Annotated in this window: 27 protein-coding genes; 14 read left to right on the plus strand and 13 right to left on the minus strand. The window is 72.3% G+C overall.

Features of this window, described 5'->3' with window-relative positions:
• Window positions 1-62: 62 nt before the first annotated feature.
• The 5 genes from ACFU3E_RS09255 to ACFU3E_RS09275 all read right to left on the minus strand — a co-directional run bounded on the left by ACFU3E_RS09255 (window position 63) and on the right by ACFU3E_RS09275 (window position 4,783).
• Window positions 63-728, minus strand: a complete 666-nt coding sequence (locus ACFU3E_RS09255) for an ABC transporter permease (protein WP_384154249.1) — start codon at window positions 726-728, stop codon at window positions 63-65.
• Window positions 725-1,429, minus strand: coding sequence for an ABC transporter permease (locus ACFU3E_RS09260; RefSeq protein WP_384154251.1), 705 nt, complete (start codon window positions 1,427-1,429; stop codon window positions 725-727). The genes ACFU3E_RS09255 and ACFU3E_RS09260 overlap by 4 nt, the downstream gene beginning before the upstream one ends.
• Window positions 1,426-2,550 carry an ABC transporter ATP-binding protein gene (locus ACFU3E_RS09265; RefSeq protein WP_384154366.1) on the minus strand — a complete coding sequence of 375 codons (1,125 nt, stop codon included), beginning with the start codon at window positions 2,548-2,550 and terminating at the stop codon, window positions 1,426-1,428. Before ACFU3E_RS09265 ends, ACFU3E_RS09260 begins: the two co-directional genes overlap by 4 nt.
• 80 nt (window positions 2,551-2,630) lie before the next feature.
• Window positions 2,631-4,088 (minus strand): sensor histidine kinase, encoded by a 1,458-nt coding sequence (locus tag ACFU3E_RS09270; protein WP_384154253.1) that lies wholly within the window; start codon window positions 4,086-4,088, stop codon window positions 2,631-2,633.
• Window positions 4,085-4,783: a response regulator transcription factor gene (locus ACFU3E_RS09275; protein WP_384154255.1), complete on the minus strand. Its 699-nt coding sequence runs from the start codon at window positions 4,781-4,783 to the stop codon at window positions 4,085-4,087. Before ACFU3E_RS09275 ends, ACFU3E_RS09270 begins: the two co-directional genes overlap by 4 nt.
• Before the next feature lie 206 nt (window positions 4,784-4,989).
• Here ACFU3E_RS09275 and ACFU3E_RS09280 point away from each other — a divergent pair, with 206 nt between their 5' ends.
• The 4 genes from ACFU3E_RS09280 to ACFU3E_RS09295 are packed head-to-tail and all read left to right on the plus strand — an operon-like array spanning window position 4,990 to window position 7,736.
• The gene (locus tag ACFU3E_RS09280; RefSeq protein WP_384154368.1) at window positions 4,990-6,276 is read left to right on the plus strand and encodes a ferric reductase-like transmembrane domain-containing protein; all 1,287 of its coding nucleotides are present in this window, start codon (window positions 4,990-4,992) and stop codon (window positions 6,274-6,276) included.
• A gap of 13 nt (window positions 6,277-6,289) precedes the next feature.
• Window positions 6,290-6,703 carry an FMN-binding protein gene (locus ACFU3E_RS09285; protein ID WP_384154257.1) on the plus strand — a complete coding sequence of 138 codons (414 nt, stop codon included), beginning with the start codon at window positions 6,290-6,292 and terminating at the stop codon, window positions 6,701-6,703.
• Between the two features lie 4 nt (window positions 6,704-6,707).
• Complete coding sequence (locus tag ACFU3E_RS09290; protein ID WP_384154259.1) at window positions 6,708-7,448, plus strand: FAD:protein FMN transferase; 741 nt, start codon at window positions 6,708-6,710, stop codon at window positions 7,446-7,448.
• Between the two features lie 33 nt (window positions 7,449-7,481).
• Window positions 7,482-7,736 carry a hypothetical protein gene (locus tag ACFU3E_RS09295; protein WP_384154261.1) on the plus strand — a complete coding sequence of 85 codons (255 nt, stop codon included), beginning with the start codon at window positions 7,482-7,484 and terminating at the stop codon, window positions 7,734-7,736.
• A 144-nt stretch (window positions 7,737-7,880) separates the two neighbouring features.
• On the opposite strand, the gene msrB is transcribed toward ACFU3E_RS09295, so the two are convergent.
• The 4 genes from msrB to ACFU3E_RS09315 all read right to left on the minus strand — a co-directional run bounded on the left by msrB (window position 7,881) and on the right by ACFU3E_RS09315 (window position 11,346).
• Window positions 7,881-8,288 carry a peptide-methionine (R)-S-oxide reductase MsrB gene (gene msrB / locus ACFU3E_RS09300; RefSeq protein ID WP_384154263.1) on the minus strand — a complete coding sequence of 136 codons (408 nt, stop codon included), beginning with the start codon at window positions 8,286-8,288 and terminating at the stop codon, window positions 7,881-7,883.
• Window positions 8,289-8,302: 14 nt separating this feature from the next.
• Window positions 8,303-9,694, minus strand: coding sequence for a UDP-N-acetylmuramate--L-alanine ligase (gene murC / locus ACFU3E_RS09305; protein WP_384154265.1), 1,392 nt, complete (start codon window positions 9,692-9,694; stop codon window positions 8,303-8,305).
• 116 nt (window positions 9,695-9,810) lie between these two features.
• Window positions 9,811-10,284 carry a hypothetical protein gene (locus tag ACFU3E_RS09310; protein ID WP_030838854.1) on the minus strand — a complete coding sequence of 158 codons (474 nt, stop codon included), beginning with the start codon at window positions 10,282-10,284 and terminating at the stop codon, window positions 9,811-9,813.
• 246 nt (window positions 10,285-10,530) lie between these two features.
• Window positions 10,531-11,346, minus strand: coding sequence for a pyrimidine reductase family protein (locus ACFU3E_RS09315; protein WP_384154267.1), 816 nt, complete (start codon window positions 11,344-11,346; stop codon window positions 10,531-10,533).
• Window positions 11,347-11,383: 37 nt separating this feature from the next.
• Here ACFU3E_RS09315 and zapE point away from each other — a divergent pair, with 37 nt between their 5' ends.
• The 6 genes from zapE to ACFU3E_RS09345 all read left to right on the plus strand — a co-directional run bounded on the left by zapE (window position 11,384) and on the right by ACFU3E_RS09345 (window position 17,876).
• Window positions 11,384-12,484 carry a cell division protein ZapE gene (zapE, locus tag ACFU3E_RS09320; RefSeq protein WP_384154269.1) on the plus strand — a complete coding sequence of 367 codons (1,101 nt, stop codon included), beginning with the start codon at window positions 11,384-11,386 and terminating at the stop codon, window positions 12,482-12,484.
• 197 nt (window positions 12,485-12,681) lie between these two features.
• Window positions 12,682-13,110 (plus strand): hypothetical protein, encoded by a 429-nt coding sequence (locus tag ACFU3E_RS09325; protein WP_384154271.1) that lies wholly within the window; start codon window positions 12,682-12,684, stop codon window positions 13,108-13,110.
• A gap of 81 nt (window positions 13,111-13,191) precedes the next feature.
• Window positions 13,192-13,773, plus strand: a complete 582-nt coding sequence (locus tag ACFU3E_RS09330) for a carbonic anhydrase (protein WP_384154273.1) — start codon at window positions 13,192-13,194, stop codon at window positions 13,771-13,773.
• An 8-nt stretch (window positions 13,774-13,781) separates the two neighbouring features.
• A complete protein-coding gene (locus ACFU3E_RS09335) occupies window positions 13,782-15,266 on the plus strand; it encodes a SulP family inorganic anion transporter (protein ID WP_384154275.1) in 1,485 nt (494 codons plus the stop codon).
• A gap of 171 nt (window positions 15,267-15,437) precedes the next feature.
• The gene (locus ACFU3E_RS09340; RefSeq protein WP_384154277.1) at window positions 15,438-16,403 is read left to right on the plus strand and encodes a slipin family protein; all 966 of its coding nucleotides are present in this window, start codon (window positions 15,438-15,440) and stop codon (window positions 16,401-16,403) included.
• A 90-nt stretch (window positions 16,404-16,493) separates the two neighbouring features.
• Window positions 16,494-17,876, plus strand: coding sequence for a PhoX family protein (locus tag ACFU3E_RS09345; protein WP_384154279.1), 1,383 nt, complete (start codon window positions 16,494-16,496; stop codon window positions 17,874-17,876).
• A 127-nt stretch (window positions 17,877-18,003) separates the two neighbouring features.
• Here the strand turns inward: ACFU3E_RS09345 and ACFU3E_RS09350 are convergent, their stop codons facing one another.
• The gene (locus ACFU3E_RS09350) at window positions 18,004-18,489 is read right to left on the minus strand and encodes an SRPBCC domain-containing protein (protein ID WP_384154281.1); all 486 of its coding nucleotides are present in this window, start codon (window positions 18,487-18,489) and stop codon (window positions 18,004-18,006) included.
• Entirely contained in the window at window positions 18,486-18,860 is a 375-nt protein-coding gene (locus ACFU3E_RS09355; RefSeq protein ID WP_384154283.1) for an ArsR/SmtB family transcription factor, read from the minus strand. Before ACFU3E_RS09355 ends, ACFU3E_RS09350 begins: the two co-directional genes overlap by 4 nt.
• A gap of 85 nt (window positions 18,861-18,945) precedes the next feature.
• Between ACFU3E_RS09355 and ACFU3E_RS09360 the strand changes: the two genes are divergently transcribed.
• Together ACFU3E_RS09360 and ACFU3E_RS09365 are read left to right on the plus strand one after the other, a co-directional pair.
• A complete protein-coding gene (locus tag ACFU3E_RS09360) occupies window positions 18,946-20,463 on the plus strand; it encodes an FAD-dependent oxidoreductase (RefSeq protein WP_384154285.1) in 1,518 nt (505 codons plus the stop codon).
• Window positions 20,464-20,491: 28 nt separating this feature from the next.
• Window positions 20,492-20,671, plus strand: a complete 180-nt coding sequence (locus ACFU3E_RS09365; RefSeq protein ID WP_384154287.1) for a hypothetical protein — start codon at window positions 20,492-20,494, stop codon at window positions 20,669-20,671.
• Here ACFU3E_RS09365 and ACFU3E_RS09370 read toward each other — a convergent pair.
• The gene (locus tag ACFU3E_RS09370; RefSeq protein WP_384154289.1) at window positions 20,613-21,287 is read right to left on the minus strand and encodes an ATP-binding cassette domain-containing protein; all 675 of its coding nucleotides are present in this window, start codon (window positions 21,285-21,287) and stop codon (window positions 20,613-20,615) included. The genes ACFU3E_RS09365 and ACFU3E_RS09370 overlap by 59 nt on opposite strands.
• 42 nt (window positions 21,288-21,329) lie before the next feature.
• Here ACFU3E_RS09370 and ACFU3E_RS09375 point away from each other — a divergent pair, with 42 nt between their 5' ends.
• Window positions 21,330-22,091, plus strand: a complete 762-nt coding sequence (locus ACFU3E_RS09375; protein ID WP_384154291.1) for an aminoacyl-tRNA hydrolase — start codon at window positions 21,330-21,332, stop codon at window positions 22,089-22,091.
• Between the two features lie 70 nt (window positions 22,092-22,161).
• Entirely contained in the window at window positions 22,162-22,623 is a 462-nt protein-coding gene (locus tag ACFU3E_RS09380; protein WP_384154293.1) for a hypothetical protein, read from the plus strand.
• On the opposite strand, the gene ACFU3E_RS09385 is transcribed toward ACFU3E_RS09380, so the two are convergent.
• A complete protein-coding gene (locus ACFU3E_RS09385) occupies window positions 22,599-22,820 on the minus strand; it encodes a hypothetical protein (protein WP_384154295.1) in 222 nt (73 codons plus the stop codon). The genes ACFU3E_RS09380 and ACFU3E_RS09385 overlap by 25 nt on opposite strands.
• Between the last annotated feature and the right edge of the window lie 8 nt (window positions 22,821-22,828).

Consider the following 22,828-nt stretch of genomic DNA (forward strand, 5'->3'; position numbering starts at 1 on the left):
AGCCGCTTTACGATCAGTCAAGAGCGCCCTGGTCACGGTTTCTTGCGGACACCGCGAGGGCGTCAGCGTCGGCGCACCCCCGGCGACACGGCCAGGCGGCCCACCGCCCAGAACACCGCCAGCGTGACGAGCGCCAGGACGGCCACGAGGGTGGCGCCGCCGACCACCTTCTCGTAGTTGCGCTGGTAGAGCCCGTCGACGATGTACCTGCCGAGGCCGCCCAGGCTGACGTAGGCGGCGATGGTGGCCGTCGAGACGATCTGGATGGCCGCCGAGCGCAGCCCGCTCAGGATCAGCGGCAGCGCGACCGGCAGTTCGACCTGGAAGAGGATCCGCGACTCGTGCATGCCCATGCCTCGGGCGGCGTCGACCGGGGAGGGGTCGACGGTGCGGACGGCCTCGTAGGTGGTCACCAGGATCGGCGGCACGGCGAGGATGACCAGGGGGATCATCACGGGCAGCAGGCCGAAGCCCATCACGATGACGATCAGCACGAGCAGGCCGAAACTGGGCAGCGCGCGGGCGGCGGTGGCGATGAAGGCGAGGGCGTTGCCGCCCCGCCCGGTGTGCCCGGTGACCAGGCCGACGGGCAGTCCGATCGCGGCGGCGAGGGTCAGGGCCAGAGCGGCGTACTGGACGTGTTCGAGCAGGCGTTGCGGGATGCCGTCGTAGCCGTGCCAGTGGGAGCCGTCGCTGAAGAAGGCGTTGACGAAGTTCAGTACGTTCACCGGGTCACGTCCTGGGGGGCGGGCTGTTGCTGCCGCACGCCGGGTTTCGGTCGCCTGCGGGTGCCGTTCGGCATCCACGGGGTCAGCGCGACGCGCAGCAGCACCAGCAAGGCGTCGCACGCGATGGCCAGGACGGCCGTGGTGATGACGGAGTTCACGGCCAGCTCGGGCCGGTCGTATTTCTGCGCGTCGGCGAGCAGGTTGCCGAGGGCGCCCTGGTTGCCGATGAGGGTGCCGACGCTGACCAGGGAGATGCTGGAGACGGTGGCGACCCGGAGCCCGGCGATGATGGCGGGCACGGCGATCGGCAACTGCACCTGGAGGTACCGGCGTACGGGCCCGAACCCCATGGCGGTGGCGGCGGCCAGGGTCTCCTGCGGCACCGACCGCACCCCGTCGACGATGGCCGGCACGAGCACCACGAGGCTGTACACGGCCAGCGGGATCATCACGGTCAGCTCGGTCTGGCCGGTGTAGTCGATGAGGACCACGAAGAACGCCAGCGACGGGACGGCGTAGAGGATGGTGGTGGCGCCGAGCACGGGCGGGTACAGCCAGCGGAACCGGACGCAGAGCTGGGCGAGCGGCAGCGCGAGCAGCAGCCCGGCCAGCACGGGCAGCAGGGCCTCGCGCAGGTGCAGTCCGATCAGGCCGAGGTAGCTGTGCTGGAGGTCGCTCGGGATGTCGAAGAAGCCGTTCACGACGCGACCTTGGCCTCGTCGGCGTGGCCGGCGGCGTGGGCGCTGCGGATCGCCTCGCCGATGGCCGCTTGCGAGACCACGCCGGTCACCCGCCCGGAGTCGTCCACGGCGACGGCGTGGCCGGCCGGGGAGAGCACGGCGCAGTCGAGGGCGGCCCGCAGGGAGTCGGTGCCGGGGACGAAGGGCCGTCCGTGCGGGACGAGCCGGCCGGCCCTGATGTCACCGGCCGTCAGGTCGCGCCGCTCGCCCCAGCCCAGGGGCCTGCCGTCGGCATCGGTGACCAGGAGCCAGGGCTCGTCGGGGGCGGCGATCTGCTCGGCGGTGGCGTCCGCCGGGATCACCGGGCCGGTGGTGAGCGGGAGTCCGGCGGAGGGGAAGAAGGACAGCCGCCGGATGCCGCGGTCGGCCCCGAGGAAGTCCTCGACGAAGGTGTCCGCGGGGTGGGACAGCAGCTCGGCGGGGGGTGCGTACTGGGCGAGGTGACCGCCCTCGCGCATCACGGCGACCGTCGTGCCGAGTTTGATCGCCTCGTCGATGTCGTGGGTGACGAAGACGATGGTCTTGCCCAACTCGTCCTGGATGCGCAGTAGTTCGTCCTGGAGACCCTTGCGCACGACCGGGTCGACCGCCGAGAACGGCTCGTCCATGAGCAGGACGGGCGGGTCGGCGGCGAGCGCCCGGGCCACGCCGACGCGCTGCTGCTGGCCGCCGGACAGCTGGTAGGGGTACCGCTTGGCGAGTGCGGTGTCGAGACCCACGCGCTCCATCAGCTCGGCCGCGCGGGCCCGGGCCTTCTGCTTGCCCCAGCCGAGCACGCGGGGCACGGTGGCGATGTTGTCGAGGATCGTGCGGTGCTGGAAGAGGCCGGCGTTCTGGATGACGTAACCCATGGACCGGCGCAGGGTGGTGACGGGCCGTCGCTGGATGTCCTCGCCGTCGAGGAGGATCGTTCCCTCACTCGGTTCGACCATTCTGTTGATCATCCGCAGGGTGGTCGTCTTGCCGCAGCCCGAGGGTCCGACGAGGACGGTGATCGAGCGGTCGGGTATCTCCAGGGAGAGCCGGTCGACCGCCACCGTGCCGTCCGGATAGCGCTTGGTGACTGATTCGATCCGTATCAAGGCGCCGGAGCCCTTCGGGTTGGCGGAAGCGTTGGCCATGGTCGTACGGGCTGGTTCCGGTCGAGTCTAGAGGGCGCCTTTCACCGGTCCGCCGGGCGGACACCCTGGGCCGGCAGGCGCACGGTGAAGACCGTCGCTCCGGGTGCGCTGTTCAGCTCGATGCGGCCGCCGTGCGCGCGGACCAGGGACCGGGCGACCGCGAGGCCGAGGCCGCTGCCGCCGCGGTCGCGGCTGCGGGCCTTGTCGACGCGGTAGAAGCGGTCGAAGACACGGGCCCGGTCGCCGGGCGGGATGCCCGGCCCGGTGTCGGCGACCCGCACCTCGGCCGCGCCGGGCACTACGGCCACCTCCACCGACACCTTCGTCCCCGCGGGGGTGTGCACGGCGGCGTTGGTCAGGAGGTTGTCGACGACCTGCCGGATGCGCTGCGGGTCCATCAGCAGCCGCACCGGCGCCGGACCGGCCAGGACGGTCAGCGGATGGCCGGGGCGGCCCGCGCGGAAGGCGTCCGCGGCCTGGCCCACCAGCTCCACGAGGTCGGCGTCCTGCAGCCGCAGCGGCGCCTCCACCTCCGCCGCGTCCAGCCGGGCGAGCAGCAGCAGGTCGTCCAGGAGGATGCCCATGCGGGCGGCCTCGGCGCGCAGGCGGGCCAGATGCCGGTCGCGTTCCTCGGGGGCGTTGGCGGCGGCGTACTGGAAGAGGTCGGCGTAACCGCGCACCGACATCAGCGGGGTGCGCAGCTCGTGCGAGGCGTCGGCGACGAAGCGGCGCAGCCGTTGCTCGGCCTCGGCGCGCACGGCGAGGGAGTCGTCGATGTGCTCCAGCATGGTGTTGAAGGCGGTGCGCAGCTCGTCCACCTCGGGCCCGCCGTCCCGGCCGTCGGCGCGCAGCGGCAGCCGGGCCGCCGACTCGGTGAGGTCGTGCGAGGCGATGCCGTGCGCGGTGGACGCCATGTCGCTGAGCGGCTTCAGGCCGCGGCGCAGCATCCGGCGGCCGAAGACGACCAGCGCGAGCAGCGCCAGGGCGAAGGTGACGACCTGGAGCGTGATCAGCTGTCCGACCGTGTCCTCGATGTCCTCCATGGGCGCGGCACTGACCAGCACCACCCCGTGCTCGACCTGGCAGGCGCGCAGCCGGTAGGTGCCGGCGCCCTTGAGGTGCTCGGTGCGCAGCAGTTCGGTGTGCGCGGCGATCTGCGCCGAAGCCAGGGAGGTGAAGTCGTCGACGTCCTCCGGCAGGTCGGCCGGGTCCTCGGGCCTGCGCAGCTCGGGCGATCCCTCCGACACGTCGTACACGGCGTAGAACCAGCTGTAGTACTTCTTGCCCGAGAGGGTGCCGTAGTCCGCGATGCTCTTGGACTGGGCGATCTGGGCCTGCGCGAGCTGGGTGTCGAGCTGGGCCGACAGGTAGTCCCGCATGTACGTGGTCAGGGCCGTGCCGACGACGGCGAACACGACCAGGGACAGGGCGCCGAGGCCGAGGGCCAGCCGGGTGCCCAGCCGCATTCTGCGGTAGGTGCCTCGCAGCCGGGCGATCACTCGGCGGCCTGCCGCAGCACGTACCCGAATCCGCGCACGGTGTGGATGAGCGGCGCCCCGCCGTCGTCGGTCTCGTCGAGTTTGCGGCGCAGCCGGCTGACGACCAGCTCGACGACGTTGGAGCGGCCGCCGAAGCCGTACTCCCACACGTGGTCGAGGATCTGCGCCTTGGTGAGCACGGTGGGCGACTTGCGCATGAGGTAGCGCAGCACCTCGTACTCGGTCGGGGTCAGCGACAGCAGCCTGTCGCCGCGCCGGACCTCTCGGGTGTCCTCGTCCATCGTCAGGTCGCCGATCCGGAGCACGGACCGCTGGAAGGCGGGTCCGGCGCTGCGCCGCAGCACGGTCCGCAGCCGGGCCATCAGCTCCTCCACGGCGAACGGCTTGACCAGGTAGTCGTCGCCGCCGCGGGTGAGGCCCGCGACCCGGTCGGCGACGCCGTCGCGCGCGGTGAGGAACACCACCGGCACCATCGTGCCGGAGGCCCGCAGCCGGTCCAGGACGCCGAAGCCGTCCACGCCGGGCAGCATCAGGTCGAGCACCACGATGTCCGGGTGGAACTCGGCCGCCCGCCGCAGCGCGTCCTCGCCGGTGTACGCCGTGACCGCCTCCCAGCCCTCGTAGCGGGCGACGGTCGCGACGAGGTCGGCGATGGGCGGGTCGTCGTCGACGACGAGAAGTCGTACTTTTTCCACGAGCTCATAGTGCTGCACGGGAGCCGTGCCGCCCCAGCCGCCCGCCCTTCCGCCGCGGGATCGATAGACACTTGAAAGTTGAGCGACAGCTTCCCGACAGCTCCCCCGCGCCAAGCTCGGTGTACCAGGATCCGATCAAGGAGCTGCCGACCGTGACGACCCTCCATCAACCTCCCGCGGCGACCCGCCCGGGCGTGCGGCCCAGAGTGGTGGGCCGCACCGGCCTGTACGCGGTGCTGCTGGCGAACGCGGTCGTGGTGACCGTGTTCTTCGCGCAGGCCGGGTTCGCCTCGAACGCGCTGATCGTGCTGGGCCGGCTGTCCGGCCTGTACGCGGCACTGCTGATGGCGTTCCAGCTGCTGCTGGTGGCCCGGCTGCCATGGTTCGACCGGCGGATCGGCATGGACCGGCTGACGTCCTGGCACCGCTGGACCGGCTTCTCGGTGCTGTGGCTGCTGCTGGCGCACGCCGTGTTCATCGTCTTCGGCTACGCGCGGTCCTCGTCGCTGGACCCGGTGAACCAGCTGGTGGACCTCGCCGGGACGGTCGAGGGCGTACTGCGGGCGATCGTCGCCCTGGCGATCATCATCGTGATCGGCGCCGTCTCGGCCCGGTACGCCCGGCGCCGGCTGGCCTACGAGACCTGGCACTTCATCCACCTGTACACCTACGTCGCGGTGGTCCTGGCGTTCACGCACCAGGTCGCGGCGGGGACGACCTTCACCTCGTCGCCGGTGGCGACGACGTACTGGTACGGCGTGTGGGGCACGGCCCTGGCCTCGGTGTTCACCGGCCGGCTGGTGCTGCCGCTGTGGCGCAACCTCCGCCACCGGCTCCGGGTGACGGCGGTGGTCCCGGAGAACGACCACGTCGTCTCGGTCTACATCACCGGCCGCGACCTGGACCGGCTGCCCGCCCGGGCCGGGCAGTTCTTCCTGTGGCGGTTCCTGACGAAGGACCGCTGGTGGCAGGCGAACCCGTTCTCCCTCTCCGCCGCTCCGGACGGCCGCACACTCCGCCTGACCGCCAAGCGGGCCGGTGACGGCAGCGCGGCGCTGCGGCACCTGAAGCCCGGCACGCGCGTGTTCGCCGAAGGCCCCTACGGCGCCTTCACCACCCTGCACCGCACCCGCCCGGACGCCCTGCTCATCGCCGGTGGCGTCGGTGTCACTCCGATCCGGGCCCTGCTGGAGGAACTGCACGGCCACGCGGTCGTGATCTACCGGGTGGCCACGGACCAGGACGCCGTCCTCTACGGCGAACTGCGCGACCTCGCGCTCGCCAAGGGAGCCGAACTGCACCTGGTGACCGGGCCGCCCGTGCCGGACCGGCTGGCGCCGCGGGAGCTGGCCCGGCTGGTGCCGGACATCGCCGAGCGGGACGTCTACCTGTGCGGCCCGCCGCCGATGATGAACGCGGTGCTCGGCAGCCTGCGCGAGCTGGACGTGCCCAGGCCGCAGATCCACTTCGAACGCTTCAGCCTGGCCGGATGACGAGGAGAGATTCGTGAAGCGAGCCCTGCCCGTCCTCGTCCTGAGCGTCGCGGGCCTGATCCCGGTCTGGCGCTACGCCCCTTCGCACGACACCGGGGCGTCGTCCACCGCCACGGAGGCCGCGGCACCCGCGTCGACGCCCTCGGTCTCCTCGTCGGGTGGCTCCACGACCACGGTCGTGTCGGGCTCGACCATCGACACCGAGAAGGGCCCGGTGCAGGTCGAGGTCACCTTCGACGACGACAAGATCGCCTCGGTGCGCATGGTGCAGCAGCCGGACCACCCGCAGACCACGGCGGCCGTGCCCCGGCTGATCGAGGAGACGCTCCAGGCGCAGAGCGCCGACATCGACACCGTGTCCGGCGCCACCATCACCAGCGACGGCTACAAGAAGTCCCTCCAGGCCGCCATCGACGCGAAGGGCTGACGGAATGAGGCGCGTCGAGCACGTCATGGGGTTCCCGGTCTCGGTCCGCGTCGACGACGAGGACTTCCCCGAGGCGCCGGTGGACGGCCTGTTCGCCTGGCTGCGCGAGGTCGACGCGCGGTTCAGCCCGTTCCGCCCGGACAGCGAGGTGTCACGGCTGGACCGGGGCGAGGTGCGCGGGCCCAGCCCGGGGCTGCGCGAGGTGCTGGACCTGTGCGAGGAGTACCGGATCGCGACGGGGGGCGCCTTCGACGTCCGTCTGCCCGGCCGCGGCCTCGACCCCTGCGCCGTGGTGAAGGGCTGGTCGGTGCAGAAGGCAGCGGAGCTGCTGTCGGCGGCGGGGGCGAGGCGCTTCTGCCTCAACGCGGGCGGCGATGTGATCGCCTCCGGCGGCCCCTGGCGCGTCGGCGTACGCCACCCCGAGCACGCCGACCGGCTGTGCACGGTCCTGGATGTCACGGACCGGGCCGTGGCGACCTCCGCCCGCTACGAACGCGGCGACCACATCCTCGACGGCCGCACCGGCCGCCCCGCGACCGGCCTCCTCAGCATGACCGTCGTGGCCCCGACCCTGACGGAGGCGGACACGGTCGCGACAGCGGCCTTCGCCCTCGGCGTGGCAGGCGTCGAGTGGGCAGCGGCCCGCGACCACTGCGAGGTGTTCGCGGTGGACGCGGGGAGGCGGGTGCTGCGGAGTGCGGGGTTTCCGGGGGAGGGGGCGACGAGCGGGGTCGCGGCGGCGTGAGCGCCACCGGCCCGCCCTGGGGGCCCTGACGGCATGCCGGAGAGCGACGCCGGGCGCCACCTCCAGAACCAGTTCGAGATCTCAGCCAGGACGTCCGCAGGAGCACCGACGCCGATGCCGGTGTTCGCCGTGCACACGCACGAGAGCCGGGACGACGACGCGGTGGCCGGGCTGGTCCGGCTGCTGTACACGGGCCAGGAGGCGCACGGCACGTGCTGCGCGGTGGCCCGGGACGCCTACGAGGGGCGCACGGAGGTGCGGCCGGGCCGCGGTTGGTGCGGACGCTGAGCGACCCGCGCAAGTGGGGCGGACCGAAGGCGGTCTCCGCCGCGCCGACGACGGCAGGTCCGACCCCCGCGTGGTGTGCCGCCGCACCGCGGGGCACACGGCACCCCTCACACAGAAGGAGTGCCGGATCCGCTGAGCGCCGCCTCAGCGCTCCCCGGGTGCCAGGCGCAACGCGATCGAGTTGATGCAGTACCGCTGGTCCGTGGGCGTGGGGTACCCCTCGCCCGCGAACACGTGCCCGAGGTGCGAGCCGCATCGGGCGCACCGCACCTCGGTCCGCACCATGCCGTGCGACCGGTCCTCGATCAGCTCCACCGCGTCGGTGTCCTTCGGGTCGAAGAAGGACGGCCAGCCGCAGTGCGACTCGAACTTGGTGTCCGAGGTGAACAGGTCCGCGCCACAGGCCCGGCAGGAGTAGACGCCCCGGGTCTTGGTGTCGGTGTACTCACCGGTGAAGGCGGGCTCGGTGGCCGCCTGCCGCAGGACCGCGTACTCGCCCGGGCTCAGCTCCGCGCGCCACTGCTCGTCCGGCTTCTCGACGTCGTACGCCATGAGCTTCCAGCCCCTCAGTTCGACAGACGGTCCAGGATGTGCGGGCCGAGGTCGGTGACGTCGCCCGCTCCCATGGTGAGAACGAGATCACCCGGCTTCGCCATTCCCGCGACGACCGACGGGACGTCCGCCTTGTCGTGCACCGGCGTCACGTCGGCGCCCGCGGCCCGGGCCGCCTCGGTGATCAGCTCGCTCGTCACGCCCGGGATCGGGTCCTCCCGGGCCGGGTAGATGTCCAGCACGATCGAGGCGTCCGCGAGGGCGAGGGACTGGCCCATCTCTTGGCCGAGCTCCTGCGTCCGCGAGAAGAGGTGCGGCTGGAAGACGACCAGGATCCGGGCGTCACCGGCCGCCGCGCGCATGGCCTCCAGGTCGGCGGTCATCTCGGTGGGGTGGTGCGCGTAGGAGTCGATGACCTGCACGCCCGCGGCCTCGCCCTTCAGCTGGAGCCGCCGCTTCACGCCCGTGTACGCGGCGATCGCCGGGGCCAGCTCGGCCGCCGGGACGCCGAGGGCCACGCCCGCCGTCAGCGCGGCGACCGCGTTGTGCGCGTAGTGCCGGCCGGGGACGGAGACCGTGAAGGTGAGCTCCTGTCCCTCCAGTACGACGGTGACCTCGCTCTTCAGCCCCTGCGGCACGACCGACAGGATGCGCACGCCGGCGTCTTCGGACTCGCCGTAGGTCACCACGCGCACGCCGCGCCCGGCGACCCTGCGCGTCAGCTCCCGGGCGCCCTCGTGGTCGGCGGCGATCACCAGCGTGCCGCCCTCGGTGATCCGGTCCACGAACGTCTCGAACGACTCGTAGATCTCGTCCATCGACGCGTAGTTGGCGTGGTGGTCGAGCTCGACGTTGAGGACGATCGCGACGTCGGGCGCGTACGTGTGGAAGCTGCGGTCCGACTCGTCCGCCTCGGCGACGAAGATCTCGCCCTCGCCGTGCAGCGCGTTGGAGCCGGGCACGTCCAGGTCCCCGCCGATCGCGTACGAGGGCTTCAGGCCCAGCGCGCTCAGCGACACGGCCAGCATCGACGTCGTGGTCGTCTTGCCGTGCGTACCGGCGACGGCGATCGGCCGCAGCCCGTCCATCAGCGCCGCGAGCGCGTCGGACCGGTGCACGACGGGGATACCGAGCTCGGCCGCGCGGGCCAGCTCGGGGTTGTCCTGCCGGATCGCCGACGACACGACCACACAGCTGGCGTCGTCGGCGAGATGCTCCGCGGCGTGCCCGATGTGCACGGTCGCCCCCAGCGCCCGCAGCGCCTCGGCCGTGGCCGACTCCTTGGCGTCGCTGCCCGCCACGACGGCCCCGCGCTGCGCGAGGATCTTCGCGATCCCCGACATCCCGGCCCCACCGATCCCGATGAAGTGCGGTCGGTCCATGGCGGGAGGAAGGCCGGCTGCCATGCGTGTCTCCAAGTTCGGGTGACGGGGGTTAGCGGGGCCAAGCCTATTGCGTACGCAGGGCCGCAACGCCCATCAGGGGGCGCCGGGAGCACCCGGCGGACCACCGCACCCCGGCACTACGCCTTGCTGTGCGAGAACAGCTTCAGCACCGGCACCCCCACCTTGTGCCGGGCCCGGGAAGCCCAGTCCCGGTGGAAGAACTCCTCCACGTAGTGGGGATCGGTCAGCACGATGACCTCGTCCGCCCCGGCCTCCTCCACCAGGGACTTCAGCGCATCCAGCGGATGGTCCTCGATCAGCCGCCCCTCCGCCGGACTGCCCGAGGCGCGCAACGCGGCGAGTGACACCTCAAGAGCCCGCTGCCCCACGCTCAGCGCCTCCTCCCCCTCCGGCGTCTCCCCCTCGCGGACGGCCTCGTCGAGCTCGCCGAGCGCCACGTCGTCGATGGCCCGCAGCAGGCGGTCCGCCTGCTCGCCGCGCGGCTGCAGCAGCACCTGGAAGGAGACCTGCTCCTCCCCGTGCAAGGTGGTGACGAACTCCACGTCGGCGGACGTCAGCGCCTTCTCGATCATCAATACGCTTGTGAACACCAGGCGCCCCTTCTGCTCCCGGGGGCCCGTGGCCCCACTCCTCCGCGGGCCGCAGCGGGCCCGGCGGAAACCATCCTGCCCCGTGTGCGCACGGGTACTGCCGGATCCAGTGTGCCCTCCGGAAACCAAACGGAACGGCACATTTCACTGATTAACGGACCGGCGACGCCCTTTGCCCCCACTTCTGGACGTACCGGGGGGCCGGACTTGCCGGCCGCCGAGACCTTGTACCCCGGGTCCGGCGATTCAGTACGCCGGCAGGGCCCGCCCGTACCGCGTGAACAGGAAGCCGTCCTCCTCGAGGATCGACACCAGCCCGAAACGGTGCGGGACCGTGACCGCCGGCCCCCCGGCGATGCGCTGTGCCTCGCCCGCCGTGAGCATCGGGGACACGGTCAGGCACAGCTCGTCGAGCACCCCGGCCGCGACCATCTGCCCGAGCAGCCGCGGACCGCCCTCGGTGAGCAGCCGGGTGTGGCCGAGGCCGGCGAGGGCCCGGACGGCGCGGGCGGGGTCCACGCCGATGCCGTCCCCGGCGGTCACCACCCGGGCGCCCGCCTTCTCGGCGGCGGCGACCCGGTCCGGGGCGGCCGCGGCGCCCGTGAGGATCAGGGTGGGCACCAGGGGTGAGGTGAACAGCGGGAGCGAGAAGTCCAGGTCGAGACTGGCGGTGACCACGGCGATCGCGGGTGCGGGCCGCTGCCCGGCCGCCTCCCGCCTCGCGGCGAAGTCCTCGCGCGCGCGGGCCGGCCGGTACCCCTCCTTGCGCACGGTTTCCGCGCCGACGACCACGACGTCGGCCAGCGCCCGCAGGGTGCCGAAGATCCGCATGTCGGTGGCGCTGGAGATGGGCTGCGAACGGCCGTCGTGCTGGGCGGCCCCGTCCAGCGTGGACACCATGTTGGCGCGCAGCCACGCCCCCGGCCCCCCGGGCCCCGGCTCGGGGTAGGCGTACGCGGCGGCCAGCTCGTCCAGGCTCCACTCCCGCCCGGCGCCCTCACCGGACGCGCCGCCCGGCGCCGGAGCTGCTGTTTCATCGGTCACGGGGAACAGACGTCGCATGCGGTGCAGTGTTCCACGCGCCGTAGCATGGTGAACCGTGTCCTCTCCCCTGGCCCCCTCCGGTACCGGCCCCATACCCGACCCGGCCCCGCTGTCCCTGTGCGCCCGTGAGCCGCATGTCCCCGCGGACCGGCTGGTCGCCGAGATGGTGCCGCCGCCGCGGTTCGACTCCGTCCGCTTCGGCACGTACATCCCCGACCCGAACCAGCCCAGCCAGACGGAGGCCGTCCGGGTCCTGGAGGGTTTCGCGGCGGGCCTCGACTCGGGAGCCGCGGGCTCCGGCAAGCGGCGGCTGTTCGGTTTCGGCAAGGCACCGAAGAAGGCCCCCGCCGGCCCGCGCGGCGTCTACCTCGACGGCGGCTACGGCGTCGGCAAGACCCACCTGCTGGCGTCCCTGTGGCACGCCACCCCGGCGGAGCCCGCGCTGAAGGCGTTCGGCACGTTCGTGGAGCTGACCAACCTGGTCGGCGCCCTCGGGTTCCAGCAGACCGTCCGGACGCTGTCCGGCCACCGCCTGCTGTGCATCGACGAGTTCGAGCTCGACGACCCGGGCGACACCGTCCTGGTCTCCACTCTGCTCGGCAAGCTGGTCGACGCCGGCGTGGCGCTCGCCGCCACCTCCAACACGCTGCCCGGCAAGCTCGGCGAGGGCCGGTTCGCCGCGGCCGACTTCCTGCGCGAGATCCAGGGCCTGTCGGCCCACTTCCGGGCCCTGCGCATCGACGGCGAGGACTACCGCCACCGCGGACTGCCCGAGGCGCCGCCGCCGTACTCCGACGAACAGGTGACCGGCGTGGCGCGCGCCGCCGAGGGCGCCTCCCTCGACGCGTTCTCGCCCCTCCTGGAGCATCTGGCCCGGGTCCACCCCAGCCGGTACGGCGCTCTGGCCGACGGGATCAAGGCCGTGTGCCTCACCGGTGTGCACCCGGTTCCCGACCAGTCGACGGCCCTCAGGCTGGTCGTCCTCGCCGACCGGCTCTACGACCGCGAGGTGCCCGTGCTGGCCTCGGGCCTGCCCTTCGACCAGCTGTTCAGCGAGGAGATGCTGAACGGCGGCTACCGCAAGAAGTACTTCCGGGCCATCTCCCGGCTCACCGCCCTCGCCCGCGACGCGGGCAAACTGGTGGGCTCCCGGTAACCACAGCCCCTCTACCGCACCAACTCCCCGCGGGAAAGGGCTCATTCAAGCCGTCCATCCACGGTTTTCAGGCTCTCTTCAGCTCGAAACGTTAAGTTAACCCTGCAAACGACCTTGCCGGGTTAACGTGTTTCTTGACCAGCCATTGACCAAGTATTGGTCCGCACTAGACGTGCGAAGTACCTGAAGGGGGGCGCATGTACCGAGGTACGACGGCACGGACCGTGGTTTCGATCCTCGCCGCCGTCCTGCTCGCCCTTCAGTTCTTCGCACCGACCGCGTCCTTCGCATCCGCGCATGCGCAGAGCCAGGCCGAGGCCAACGCCCAGCCCGGGCCGAAGCCCTCCGGCAAGTCCTCGCGCCCCGGGCACAAGTCCTCCGGGAAGGCTCTGCGCGACGAGATGGCCACCTGCCGCGCCGGACACCACGGGGACCCGACCGGTCCCCTGCGGACCCGCGACCGGTCCCACACCGCCGACTCGGCACCCACGGCGCCCGAGCGGCCGCTGCAGCGGCGCATCCAGCCGACGGCAGACGACCCGGTCAGACCCGGCGCCGCGCATCACCGCACGTCGAGATCCTCGGCGTCGCACACCCCGGCAGCACTGCAGGTCTTTCGCTGCTGAGCAGCAGAGCAGTTCCCCCCCACCCTCTGTCATGCCCGTCCGACGCGCCCCCACTGCGCGCCAGGAGGAGTCACCACACTCATGCAACCCCTCATCGACAACGCCCGCACCTTCGGACAGCGCCCTGAGGAGTTCGCCCACCTCGCCGAGGGCCAGTCCCCCGACGTCCTGTTCATCACCTGCTCCGACTCCAGGGTCGTACCGGCCCTGATCACGGGCGCCCGTCCCGGCGAGCTCTTCGAGCTGCGCACCGCGGGCAACGTCGTCCCCCCGCACTCCTTCGACCACCCCACATCGGAGGCGGCCACGATCGAGTACGCCGTGGAGGTTCTCGGCGTCAAGGAGATCGTGGTCTGCGGCCACTCGCACTGCGGCGCCGTGGGCGCGGTGGTACGCGGTGACGACCTCGCCGCCGTGCCCGCGGTGCGCGACTGGCTCGCTCGCGCCGCCGACGAGCCCGCGTGCTCGGACCCCGCCGACCCGACCGTCGCCGAGGCCGTGCAGAACCACGCCCTCACCCAGGTCCTTCGACTGCGGTCGTACCCCTGCGTCGAGCGCCGGCTGGCGGAGGGCCGACTCGGCCTGCACGCCTGGTTCTACGAGGTGCACACCGGGACCGTGCGGGAACACCGCGCGGACACCGACTCCTTCGAGAAGCTGTGAGGGACTCCATGACCAAGTTCCCTTACCTCAAGCAGGACTTCACCGCCTCGCTCGTCGTGTTCCTGGTCGCGCTCCCGCTGTGCGTGGGCGTGGCCGTCGCCTCCGGTGTCCCGGCCGAACTCGGCCTGGTCACCGGCATCGTGGGCGGCCTCGTCACCGGATTCCTGCCGGGCAGCAGCCTGCAGGTGTCCGGTCCGGCCGCCGGTCTGACCGTGCTCGTCTTCGAGGCGGTCGACCAGTACGGGCTGCCCGCGCTCGGCATCATCGTGCTGGCAGCCGGTCTGCTCCAGCTGGTCATGGGCGCGCTGAAGCTCGGCCGCTGGTTCCGCGCGATATCGGTCTCGGTCGTCGAGGGCATGCTGGCCGGAATCGGTCTGGTGCTCATAGCCGGTCAGCTGTACGCGACGGCCGGGCTGAAGGCACCCGCCTCCGGTATCGACAAGATCCTGGGCCTGCCCGGTGCAGCCGTCGACGCGGCCGGCAGCACGGCGGCGCTCACGTCCCTCGTGCTCGGCGCGGCCACCATCGCGGTGATGGTGCTGTGGAAGAAGCTGCCGAAGAAGGTGCAGGCCGTACCCGGCGCGCTCGCCGCGGTGATCCTGGCGATCGCGGTCACCGCCCTGTTCGACCTGCCGGTCGCGACCGTCAAGGTGCAGGGTCTGCTGGACTCCATCCAGCCGCCCGGCCTGGACGCCTTCGGCGGCGTGGGCGTCGGCATCATCGGGACGATCATCGCCTTCACCCTGATCGCCTCCGCCGAGAGCCTCTTCAGCGCCGCCGCCGTGGACCGGCTGCACGACGGCCCGCGCACCCAGTACGACAAGGAGCTGATGGCGCAGGGCGCGGGCAACACGATCTGCGGTGTGCTCGGCGCACTGCCGATGACCGCGGTCATCGTCCGCAGCTCCGCGAACGTCAGCGCCGGCGCCAGGACCAAGGCGTCCCGGGTGATGCACGGCGTCTGGCTACTGCTGTTCGCCGCGCTGCTGCCGGGCACGCTGGCGCTGATCCCGCTGCCCGCCCTCGCCGGCATCCTGGTCCACGCCGGATGGAAGCTGATCCCTTTCCGCAAGCTCGTGCCGCTGTGGAAGGAGCACCGGGGCGAGGCTCTCATCCTGGTCGTCACGGCCGTGTCGATCGTCGCGGTGAACATGTTCGAGGGTGTGCTCATCGGCCTGGCCCTGTCGGTCGTCAAGACCGCCTGGGAGGCCTCGCACATCAAGATGGAGATCATCGACAAGGGCGCCGGGCCGATCCAGGCGTACCTGTCCGGCAACGCGACCTTCCTGCGGCTGCCGAAGATCCTCGACAACCTGGAGAGCCTGCCGCAGGACCGTCCGGTCGAGCTGGACCTCTCCGGCCTGCACCACCTCGACCACGCCTGCCGCACGGCCCTGGAGAACTGGGCCGCGCGCCACAGCGCGACGGGCACGGAGCCGGTGAAGGTCACGGAGCCCGAGGAGGCCGCGGCCGAGAAGGTCACCGCCGCATAGCCGCCTGATCGTTTCACCCAGGCCCTGGTCCGGGGCGCGCACCCAGCGCGCCCCGGACCACGCGCGTCCGCCGCCGCTCCGGCCGGGATTCCAGGGCATGGCCCCACACCCCGGTTCGGGCATATCGTGACAGAAGCAGACGGATTCGGACCTCTGAGCGGGGAGGTCGGCATGGTCGAAGAGCTGGTCGGCGTGGTGGCAGCGGTCGGAGCCGGCGCGCTGGTGTACCTGGCCGCCGCGGCGCGGGTCGTCAAGCAGTACGAGCGCGGGGTCGTCTTCCGGCTCGGGCGCCTGCACGGGAACGTGCGGCGGCCCGGGTTCACCCTCGTGATCCCCGCGGTCGACCGGATGCGCAAGGTCAACCTGCAGATCGTGACCATGCCGGTCCCCGCCCAGGAGGGCATCACCCGCGACAACGTGACCGTGCGGGTGGACGCGGTGGTGTACTTCAAGGTCGTGGACCCGTCTGCCGCGATCATCAACGTCGAGGACTACCGCTTCGCCGTCTCGCAGATGGCTCAGACCTCGCTGCGCTCGATCATCGGCAAGAGCGAGCTGGACGACCTGCTGTCCAACCGGGAGAAGCTCAACCAGGGCCTGGAGCTGATGATCGACAGTCCGGCCGTGGAGTGGGGCGTGACCATCGACCGCGTGGAGATCAAGGACGTCTCCCTGCCGGACACCATGAAGCGCTCCATGGCCCGCCAGGCCGAGGCCGACCGGGAGCGGCGGGCCCGTCTGATCAACGCCGACGCCGAGTACCAGGCCTCCAAGAAGCTGGCCCAGGCGGCCCGCCAGATGGCCGACACGCCCTCGGCTCTCCAGCTCCGGCTGCTGCAGACCGTCATGGCGGTGGCGGCGGAGAAGAACTCCACGCTCGTCCTGCCCATTCCGGTGGAACTCCTGCGGTTCCTGGAGCGGGGCGCACAGCCCGCCGCGAAGAGCGCGGGACAGGCGGAGACCACGGGCCCTGCGGAGACCACGGGCCCTGCGGAGATCGCGGGACGGGCGGAGACCACGGGGAGCGCGGAGGACGCGGAGACCACGGACCCCGCGGAGATCGCGGAGGGCTCCGCCGACCGCACGGAGCAGGCCGAACAGGCCTTGGAGGAGCTGCGGCGCGCCGTCGAGCAGTGACCCGCGCTACGCGCGTGGTTCCCGCTGCCCGCAGCAGGTGATAGACACAGCGGGATCACAGTTCCTGTCCGCCAGCAGGAAGGTTTCCCCATGACCGCATCCGGTCGCTCCGCCACACGACGTCAGGTACTCGCCGGAACGGGCGCCCTGGGCGTCGGGATCGCGTTCTCCGGTGCCCTGTCCGAACTCTTCTCCGGCACCGCCGCCGCACAGGGCCTCGGCCACACCGGCTACGGCCCGCTCGTCCCCGACCCGAAGGACGTCCTCGACCTGCCGGAAGGGTTCCACTACCGGATCCTCTCCCGCGAGGGAGACGAACTCCGCTCCGGCGAGGGCAAGGTCCCCTCCAACCACGACGGCATGGCGGCCTTCCCGGGCAGAGGCGGCCGGGTCCACCTGGTCCGCAACCACGAGAACCGCGCCAACGGCAAGGTGCCGGTCCCGGCCGTCGAGGGCCTCACCTACGACCCGGCCGGCAAGGGCGGCTGCACGGCCCTGACACTGGACTCCCGCAACAGGGTCCGGTCCGAGCGCGTCGCGATCGCCGGTACGGCCGTGAACTGCGCGGGCGGCCCCACCCCTTGGGACACCTGGCTGACCTGCGAGGAGACCGAGGACAAGGCCGGCACCAACGGGTACACCAAGGACCACGGCTTCATCTTCGAGGTCGACCCGGCCGACCCGCACCGCACCGGAGCCGTGCCGCTGACCGCCATGGGCCGCTTCGCGCACGAGGCGATCGCCGTCGACCCCCGGCGGGGCGTCGTCTACGAGACCGAGGACGCCTTCGAGAAGCCCTTCGGCCTCTTCTACCGGTTCCTGCCGGACCGGCCGCTGGGCGGCAGGGGTTCGCTGCGCGCGGGCGGCCGGCTCCAGGCCATGCGCGTGCCCGGTGTGCCGGACCTGTCCTCCATCCAGGACGTCGGTGCCGAGTTCGACCAGATCGAGTGGGTGGACGTCCCGGACCCGCAGGCAGCGCAGACGCCGATCCGGTTCCAGGACTTCGGCCGCAAAGGCATCACGCACGCGCAGAAGCTGGAGGGCTGCTACTGGGGCGGCCGTTCGGTGTACTTCGTGTCGTCCTTCGCGCGCCGGTCGGACGGTTCGGCCGCCGACCACTTCGGGCAGGTCTGGCGCTACGACCCGGAGTGCCGCCGGCTCACCCTGGTGATCGTCTTCGGCCCGGACACCGATGTGCAGATGCCGGGCGAGTCGCCGGACAACATCTGCCTGGCGCCCAGCGGCGGCCTCATGGTCTGCGAGGACGGCAGCGGCGCCCAGCACGTCTACGGTGTCACCAGGCGCGGCGAGGTCTACGCGATGGCCCGCAACCGGCAGAACATCGGCACCCCGCAGCAGCCCGAGTGGGGTGAGTTCGCCGGAGTGGCCTTCTCCCCCGACGGCGACACCATGTACGTCAACTGCTACGCGCCCGGCACCACGTTCGCCGTGACGGGCCCCTGGCGCCGGTAGCCGGCGCTGCACCGCCGTCCGGGGCGCCGGGTACGGAACCCGGCGCCCCGCCGGACCGCCGGGGGACAGAGCAGCCCGACGGTACGACGACGCCGTCCCGGGGGGGCTCACGCCTTGATCCAGCCGGTCAGGCCGCGAGCAGGGCGTCGATCTGGCCGACGGCCTCCTTCAGGCCCTCCTCCATGCCCATGGCGACCAGTTGCTCCATCTGCTCACGGGAATCGAACAGCGAGCGCATCTCCATCCGGGTGCCGCCGCCCTGCTCGCTGAGCCGCACCGTCACGGACATGGTCGGCATGTCGTCCTTGGGCTTGCCGTCGTCGTCGGCGAAGCCGTCGGTGAACTCCAGGGCCGTCGGCTCGCTGACCGAGGTGATCCGCCACCAGCCGCGGTGCCGGTCCCCCTCCGGGCCGGTCATGAAGTAGGTGACCTCCCCGCCGGGCGTCAGGTCGTGCTCCTCCACGGTCGCCGGGTAGGTCGGCGGACCCCACCAGCGCTCCAGCTGCCGGGGGTCGGCCCACAGCCGCCACACGCGCTCGACCGGGGCGGCGAAGTCGGCGACCAGGGTGAGGGTGAGGTTGTCGAGGTCCTTGTCGACACTGGTGACACTCATCGCTCGGATCCTTCCGTCGTGTCGTGCTCTTCGGTTCCGGGGTCCTCGGCGAGCAGCCGGGCCATCCGGTCCACGCGTCCGCGCCAGGCGGACTCGAGTTCGTCCAGGGCCTGGCGTGCGCGGCCCACCGCGTCGGGGTCGGTGCACACGAGCTGCTCCCGTCCGCTGCGCTGCTTGGTGACCAGACCCGCGCGTTCCAGCACCGCGACGTGCTTCTGCACCGCGGCGAAGCTCATCGGGTAGGCCTCGGCCAGCCGGGACACCGACAGCTCCCCGCGCACGCAGCGGCGCAGTATGTCCCGGCGCGTGGTGTCGGCCAGCGCGTGGAACAGCCGGTCCACCGTCTCGTCACCCAACTCATCTACAACCATTTGGTTGTAGGTTAGTCCGGTCCACCCCTTCTGTAAAGCGACCCGCCCGACACTGAAGCGAACGGACGGGGGTACTCGGCGGCCCATGAGCGAGAAGCAGCAGGTCAGCAGCTCGTACTGGCTGGAGACGGCGCCGGATGGCCGCCATCCGGCGCTCGCGGAGGATCTGAACGTCGACGTGGCGGTGATCGGCGCGGGGATCGCCGGGCTGTGCACGGCGTGGGAACTGACGCGGGCCGGGCGGAGTGTGGCCGTGCTGGAGGCCGGGCGGGTCGCGGCCGGCGTCACCGGGCACACCACCGCCAAGGTCACCGCCCTGCACACGCTCGTCTACGACAAGCTGCGGCGCACCCGCGGCCCCGAGGGCGCGCGGCTGTACGCGCGTTCCCAGTCGGAGGCGATCGGGCACGCGGCCCGGATCGCCGGGGAACTCGGCGTCGACTGCGAGTGGGAAACGAGGAACGCCTACACCTACGCCCGCGACACGGGCCGCGTGGAGGAACTGCGCGCCGAGGCCCGGGCCGCGGCCGAGGCCGGGCTGACCGCCTCGTTCGCGACGGAGACCGGGCTGCCGTTCCCGGTGGCGGGCGCGGTCCAGGTCACCGGGCAGGCCCAGTTCCATCCGCGCAAGTACCTGCTGGCCCTCGCCGCCGACCTGGTCGAACGCGGCGGGCGGATCTACGAGGACACCACCGTCCTCGGCCTGGACGAGGGCGAGCCGTGCAGGCTGTCGACCACGACCGGGGCGACGGTCCGGGCCCGGGACGTCGTCGTCGCGACGCACTACCCGATCTTCGACCGGGCCCTGCTCTTCGCCCGCCTCTCCACGCGCCGTGAGCTGGTCGTCGCCGGGACCATCCCCGCGGACCAGGACCCGGACGGCATGTTCATCACGCCCGAGGAGGACACCCGCTCGGTGCGCACCGCGCCCCACGAGGGCGGCCGGCGGCTGCTCCTCGTCACCGGTGAGCACTTCACGCCCGGCACGGGCGACCCACGGGCCCGTTTCGAGCGCCTCACCGCCTGGGCCACCGACCACTTCCCGGACCTGGAGGTCACCCACCGGTGGGCCACGCAGGACACCGAGCCCACGGACACCGTGCCGATGGTCGGCCCGCTGCACCCGGGCGCCCGCCACGCCTATGTGGCCACCGGATTCGGCGGCTGGGGCATGACCGGCGGCATCATGGCGGGCCGGCTGCTGACCGCGCAGATCACGGGCGAGGAGTGCGAGTGGAGCGGGCTGTACGACCCGCGACGGCTGAAGCCCGCGGTGCGTGAGGCGCCGTCGTTCCTCAGGACACAGGCCAAGGTCGCCGGGCACTTCGTGGGCGACCGGCTGCGTCCTGCGCCGCCGGTGGAGTCCCTGCCACCCGGCGAGGGCGCCGTGGTCCGCGCCGACGGCCACCGTGTCGCGGTGTACCGGGACGAGGACGGCGGGCTCCACGCCGTCTCCGCCCGCTGCACCCACCTGGGCTGCCTGGTCAGCTTCAACGACGCCGAACGCGCGTGGGAGTGCCCCTGCCACGGCTCCCGCTTCGACACGGACGGCAAGGTGATCCAGGGCCCGGCGACCAAACCCCTGGAACAGCGGGACCTCTGACGGCTCGCCCCCGGCCTACGCTGGACGTATGAGCGACAACGACTACTGCCTGATCGACGCGGCCAGGCCGCCGCGGGCGGACGGACCGCCGTACGCGGAGTGCGTGCTGTGCCGGGAGCCGACGGAGTACCCCGAGTCGTACAAGGGCATCACGCTCTGCCCCGTCTGCGAGTGGCAGGAGGCACAGCGCACCGCCTGCTCAGGGTGATCTGCGGGAGGCCAGCGCACCGGCCAGGACCAGTGCCGCGGCAGCGATCACCGTCGGCCGCCGTGCGTTCGGCGACCGCGCGCTCCAACTCGGCGCGGGCCTCGGTGTCCAGGCCGGTCCACGCCTCGTCCAGCACCAGCAGCTCGGTCCCCCAAGCTCTCGGCTTCGCTCGAGCAGGGAGGTGCCCCCATCGCCGGCATGGCCTGGGCGACCGCGACCTTTGGCTGCTGCCCTTCGACAGCCGGGCCATCGGATTCTCGGCGTATGCGGCGGCACCGAGTCGCTCCAGCCACTCCCCGGCGGCCCGGGCGGCCGCCGCCCGGGTCAGGCCGTGCACGGTGCCGAGACGGGTGAGGTATCCGGCGGCGGTGAAGGGCAGGGCCGGCGGGAACCGCTCGGGGACGTACGCCGTGCGCGGCCGCCCGGTGACACGGCCCTCGCTCGGCGCGTCGATGCCGGCGAGCAGTCGCAGCAGCGTGGACTTGCCGCTGGCGTTGGCTCCCTCGACGCGGACGAGCCGGCCCGGGGCCACCGCCAGGTCGACACCGCGCAGCACCCAGGGACCGCGCAGTCCGTAGCGGCGGCCCGCGTTCCGGAGGCACAGGGCGGGTCGCATGCGGCCATCCTGCACGATCTTCCGGCTGGCACACTGGGATTCGTGAGCGAAGACCCGACGCCCGTGAGCGACAGTCCCTTCCGGTCCGAGCCCTCGGCGCGCGACGAGGCACCGCAGTTCGTGCTGCCCCTGGTCGTGCGGATCGAGCGGGCGGACCCGCCGGCGCGTACGGACGCGCTGGAGACGGCCGCGCGGGCCGTGCTGACGATCCTGGCCGACGAGCGGTCGGCCGGCGAGGGCGAGTGGGCCGGGGCGATGCGCGACTGGCAGGACGCCAGGATCCGCAAGGTGGTGCGGCGGGCGCGCCGCGCCGAGTGGCGGCGGGCCGAGGCACTGCCCGGCATCACGGTCACCGGCAAGTCGGCCGAGGTGCGGGTCTTCCCGCCCGTCCCGCTGGACGGCTGGCCCAAGGACCTGGCCAGACTCCAGGTCTCCGGCACCGACCTCGACGACCCGGAGCCGCCGGTGGGCGCGGACCCGGCCGCCCCCGTGCTGTGGCTGAACCCGGACCTCGGCATGTCGGCCGGCAAGGCCATGGCCCAGGCCGGGCACGCCGCGCAACTGGCCTGGTGGGAGCTGTCCGACGAGGAGCGGGCCGTCTGGCACGACGCGGGGTTCCCGCTCGCCGTCCGGACGGCCGACCCGGCCCGCTGGCCCGAACTGACCGGCACCGGGCTGCCGTTGGTCCGCGACGCGGGGTTCACGGAGATCGCGCCCGGCTCGTGCACGGTGGTCGCGGACCACCCGGCGCTGCGCCGGGAGCCGCACGGGGCCGGCCGCGCGGCGTCCACCCGTTCGGAGTAGCCGCAGGCGCGCCGGTCCCGGACGAGTGCTCCAGTGGGGTTACCAGCCGACCCCGACCCAGGAGGCAGCCATGACCAGCGCCGCGCCCCCTCCCCCCGCCCCGCCCGCCCCCGGCGACCGGACGCCAGGCGGCCCCGGCCCGGGCGGTTCCGGCGACCCACTGGCGGCCGGAGGGCTCGTTCTCGGCGGCATCCTGATGGTCGTCTACGGCCTCTTCGCGGTGCTCCAGGGCATCGCGGCGATCGCCGGCGACGAGGTGTACACGAGCTTCGGCCAGTACTCCTTCGAGTTCGACCTGACCGCGTGGGGCTGGATCCACGTGATCGTCGGTGCGCTCGTGGTGGCGGCCGGGCTCGGACTGTTCGCCGGAGCCGCCTGGGCACGGGTGGTGAGCGCGATCGTGGTCGGCCTGGCGCTGATCGCGAACTTCCTCTGGCTGCCGTACCAGCCGTTCTGGTCCATCATCATGATCGTGACCGGCCTGTTCGTCCTCTGGTCGGTGTTCAACTACCGCTCCTCCCGCCCGGTGTAGAGCTGCCCCCGCTTCAGGACGGCGGCGGACGCGTACACGACCTGAGCGACGGTCACCAGCCGCGCCTCCTGCCCGCGCGGGGTGATGTGGCTGCTGCTCGCTGCCTTCGGGCACAGGTCCGGTCCACGGCGTGTCAGGGCGGACGCGACCCTTGCGCCTCCGCCGGTGGGGACGGGAGCCAGGCCCGCGAACCTCAAATGTTGCT

Origin of the sequence: Streptomyces sp. NPDC057424 (assembly GCF_042803315.1) — a bacterium.
GTDB lineage: Bacteria > Actinomycetota > Actinomycetes > Streptomycetales > Streptomycetaceae > Streptomyces.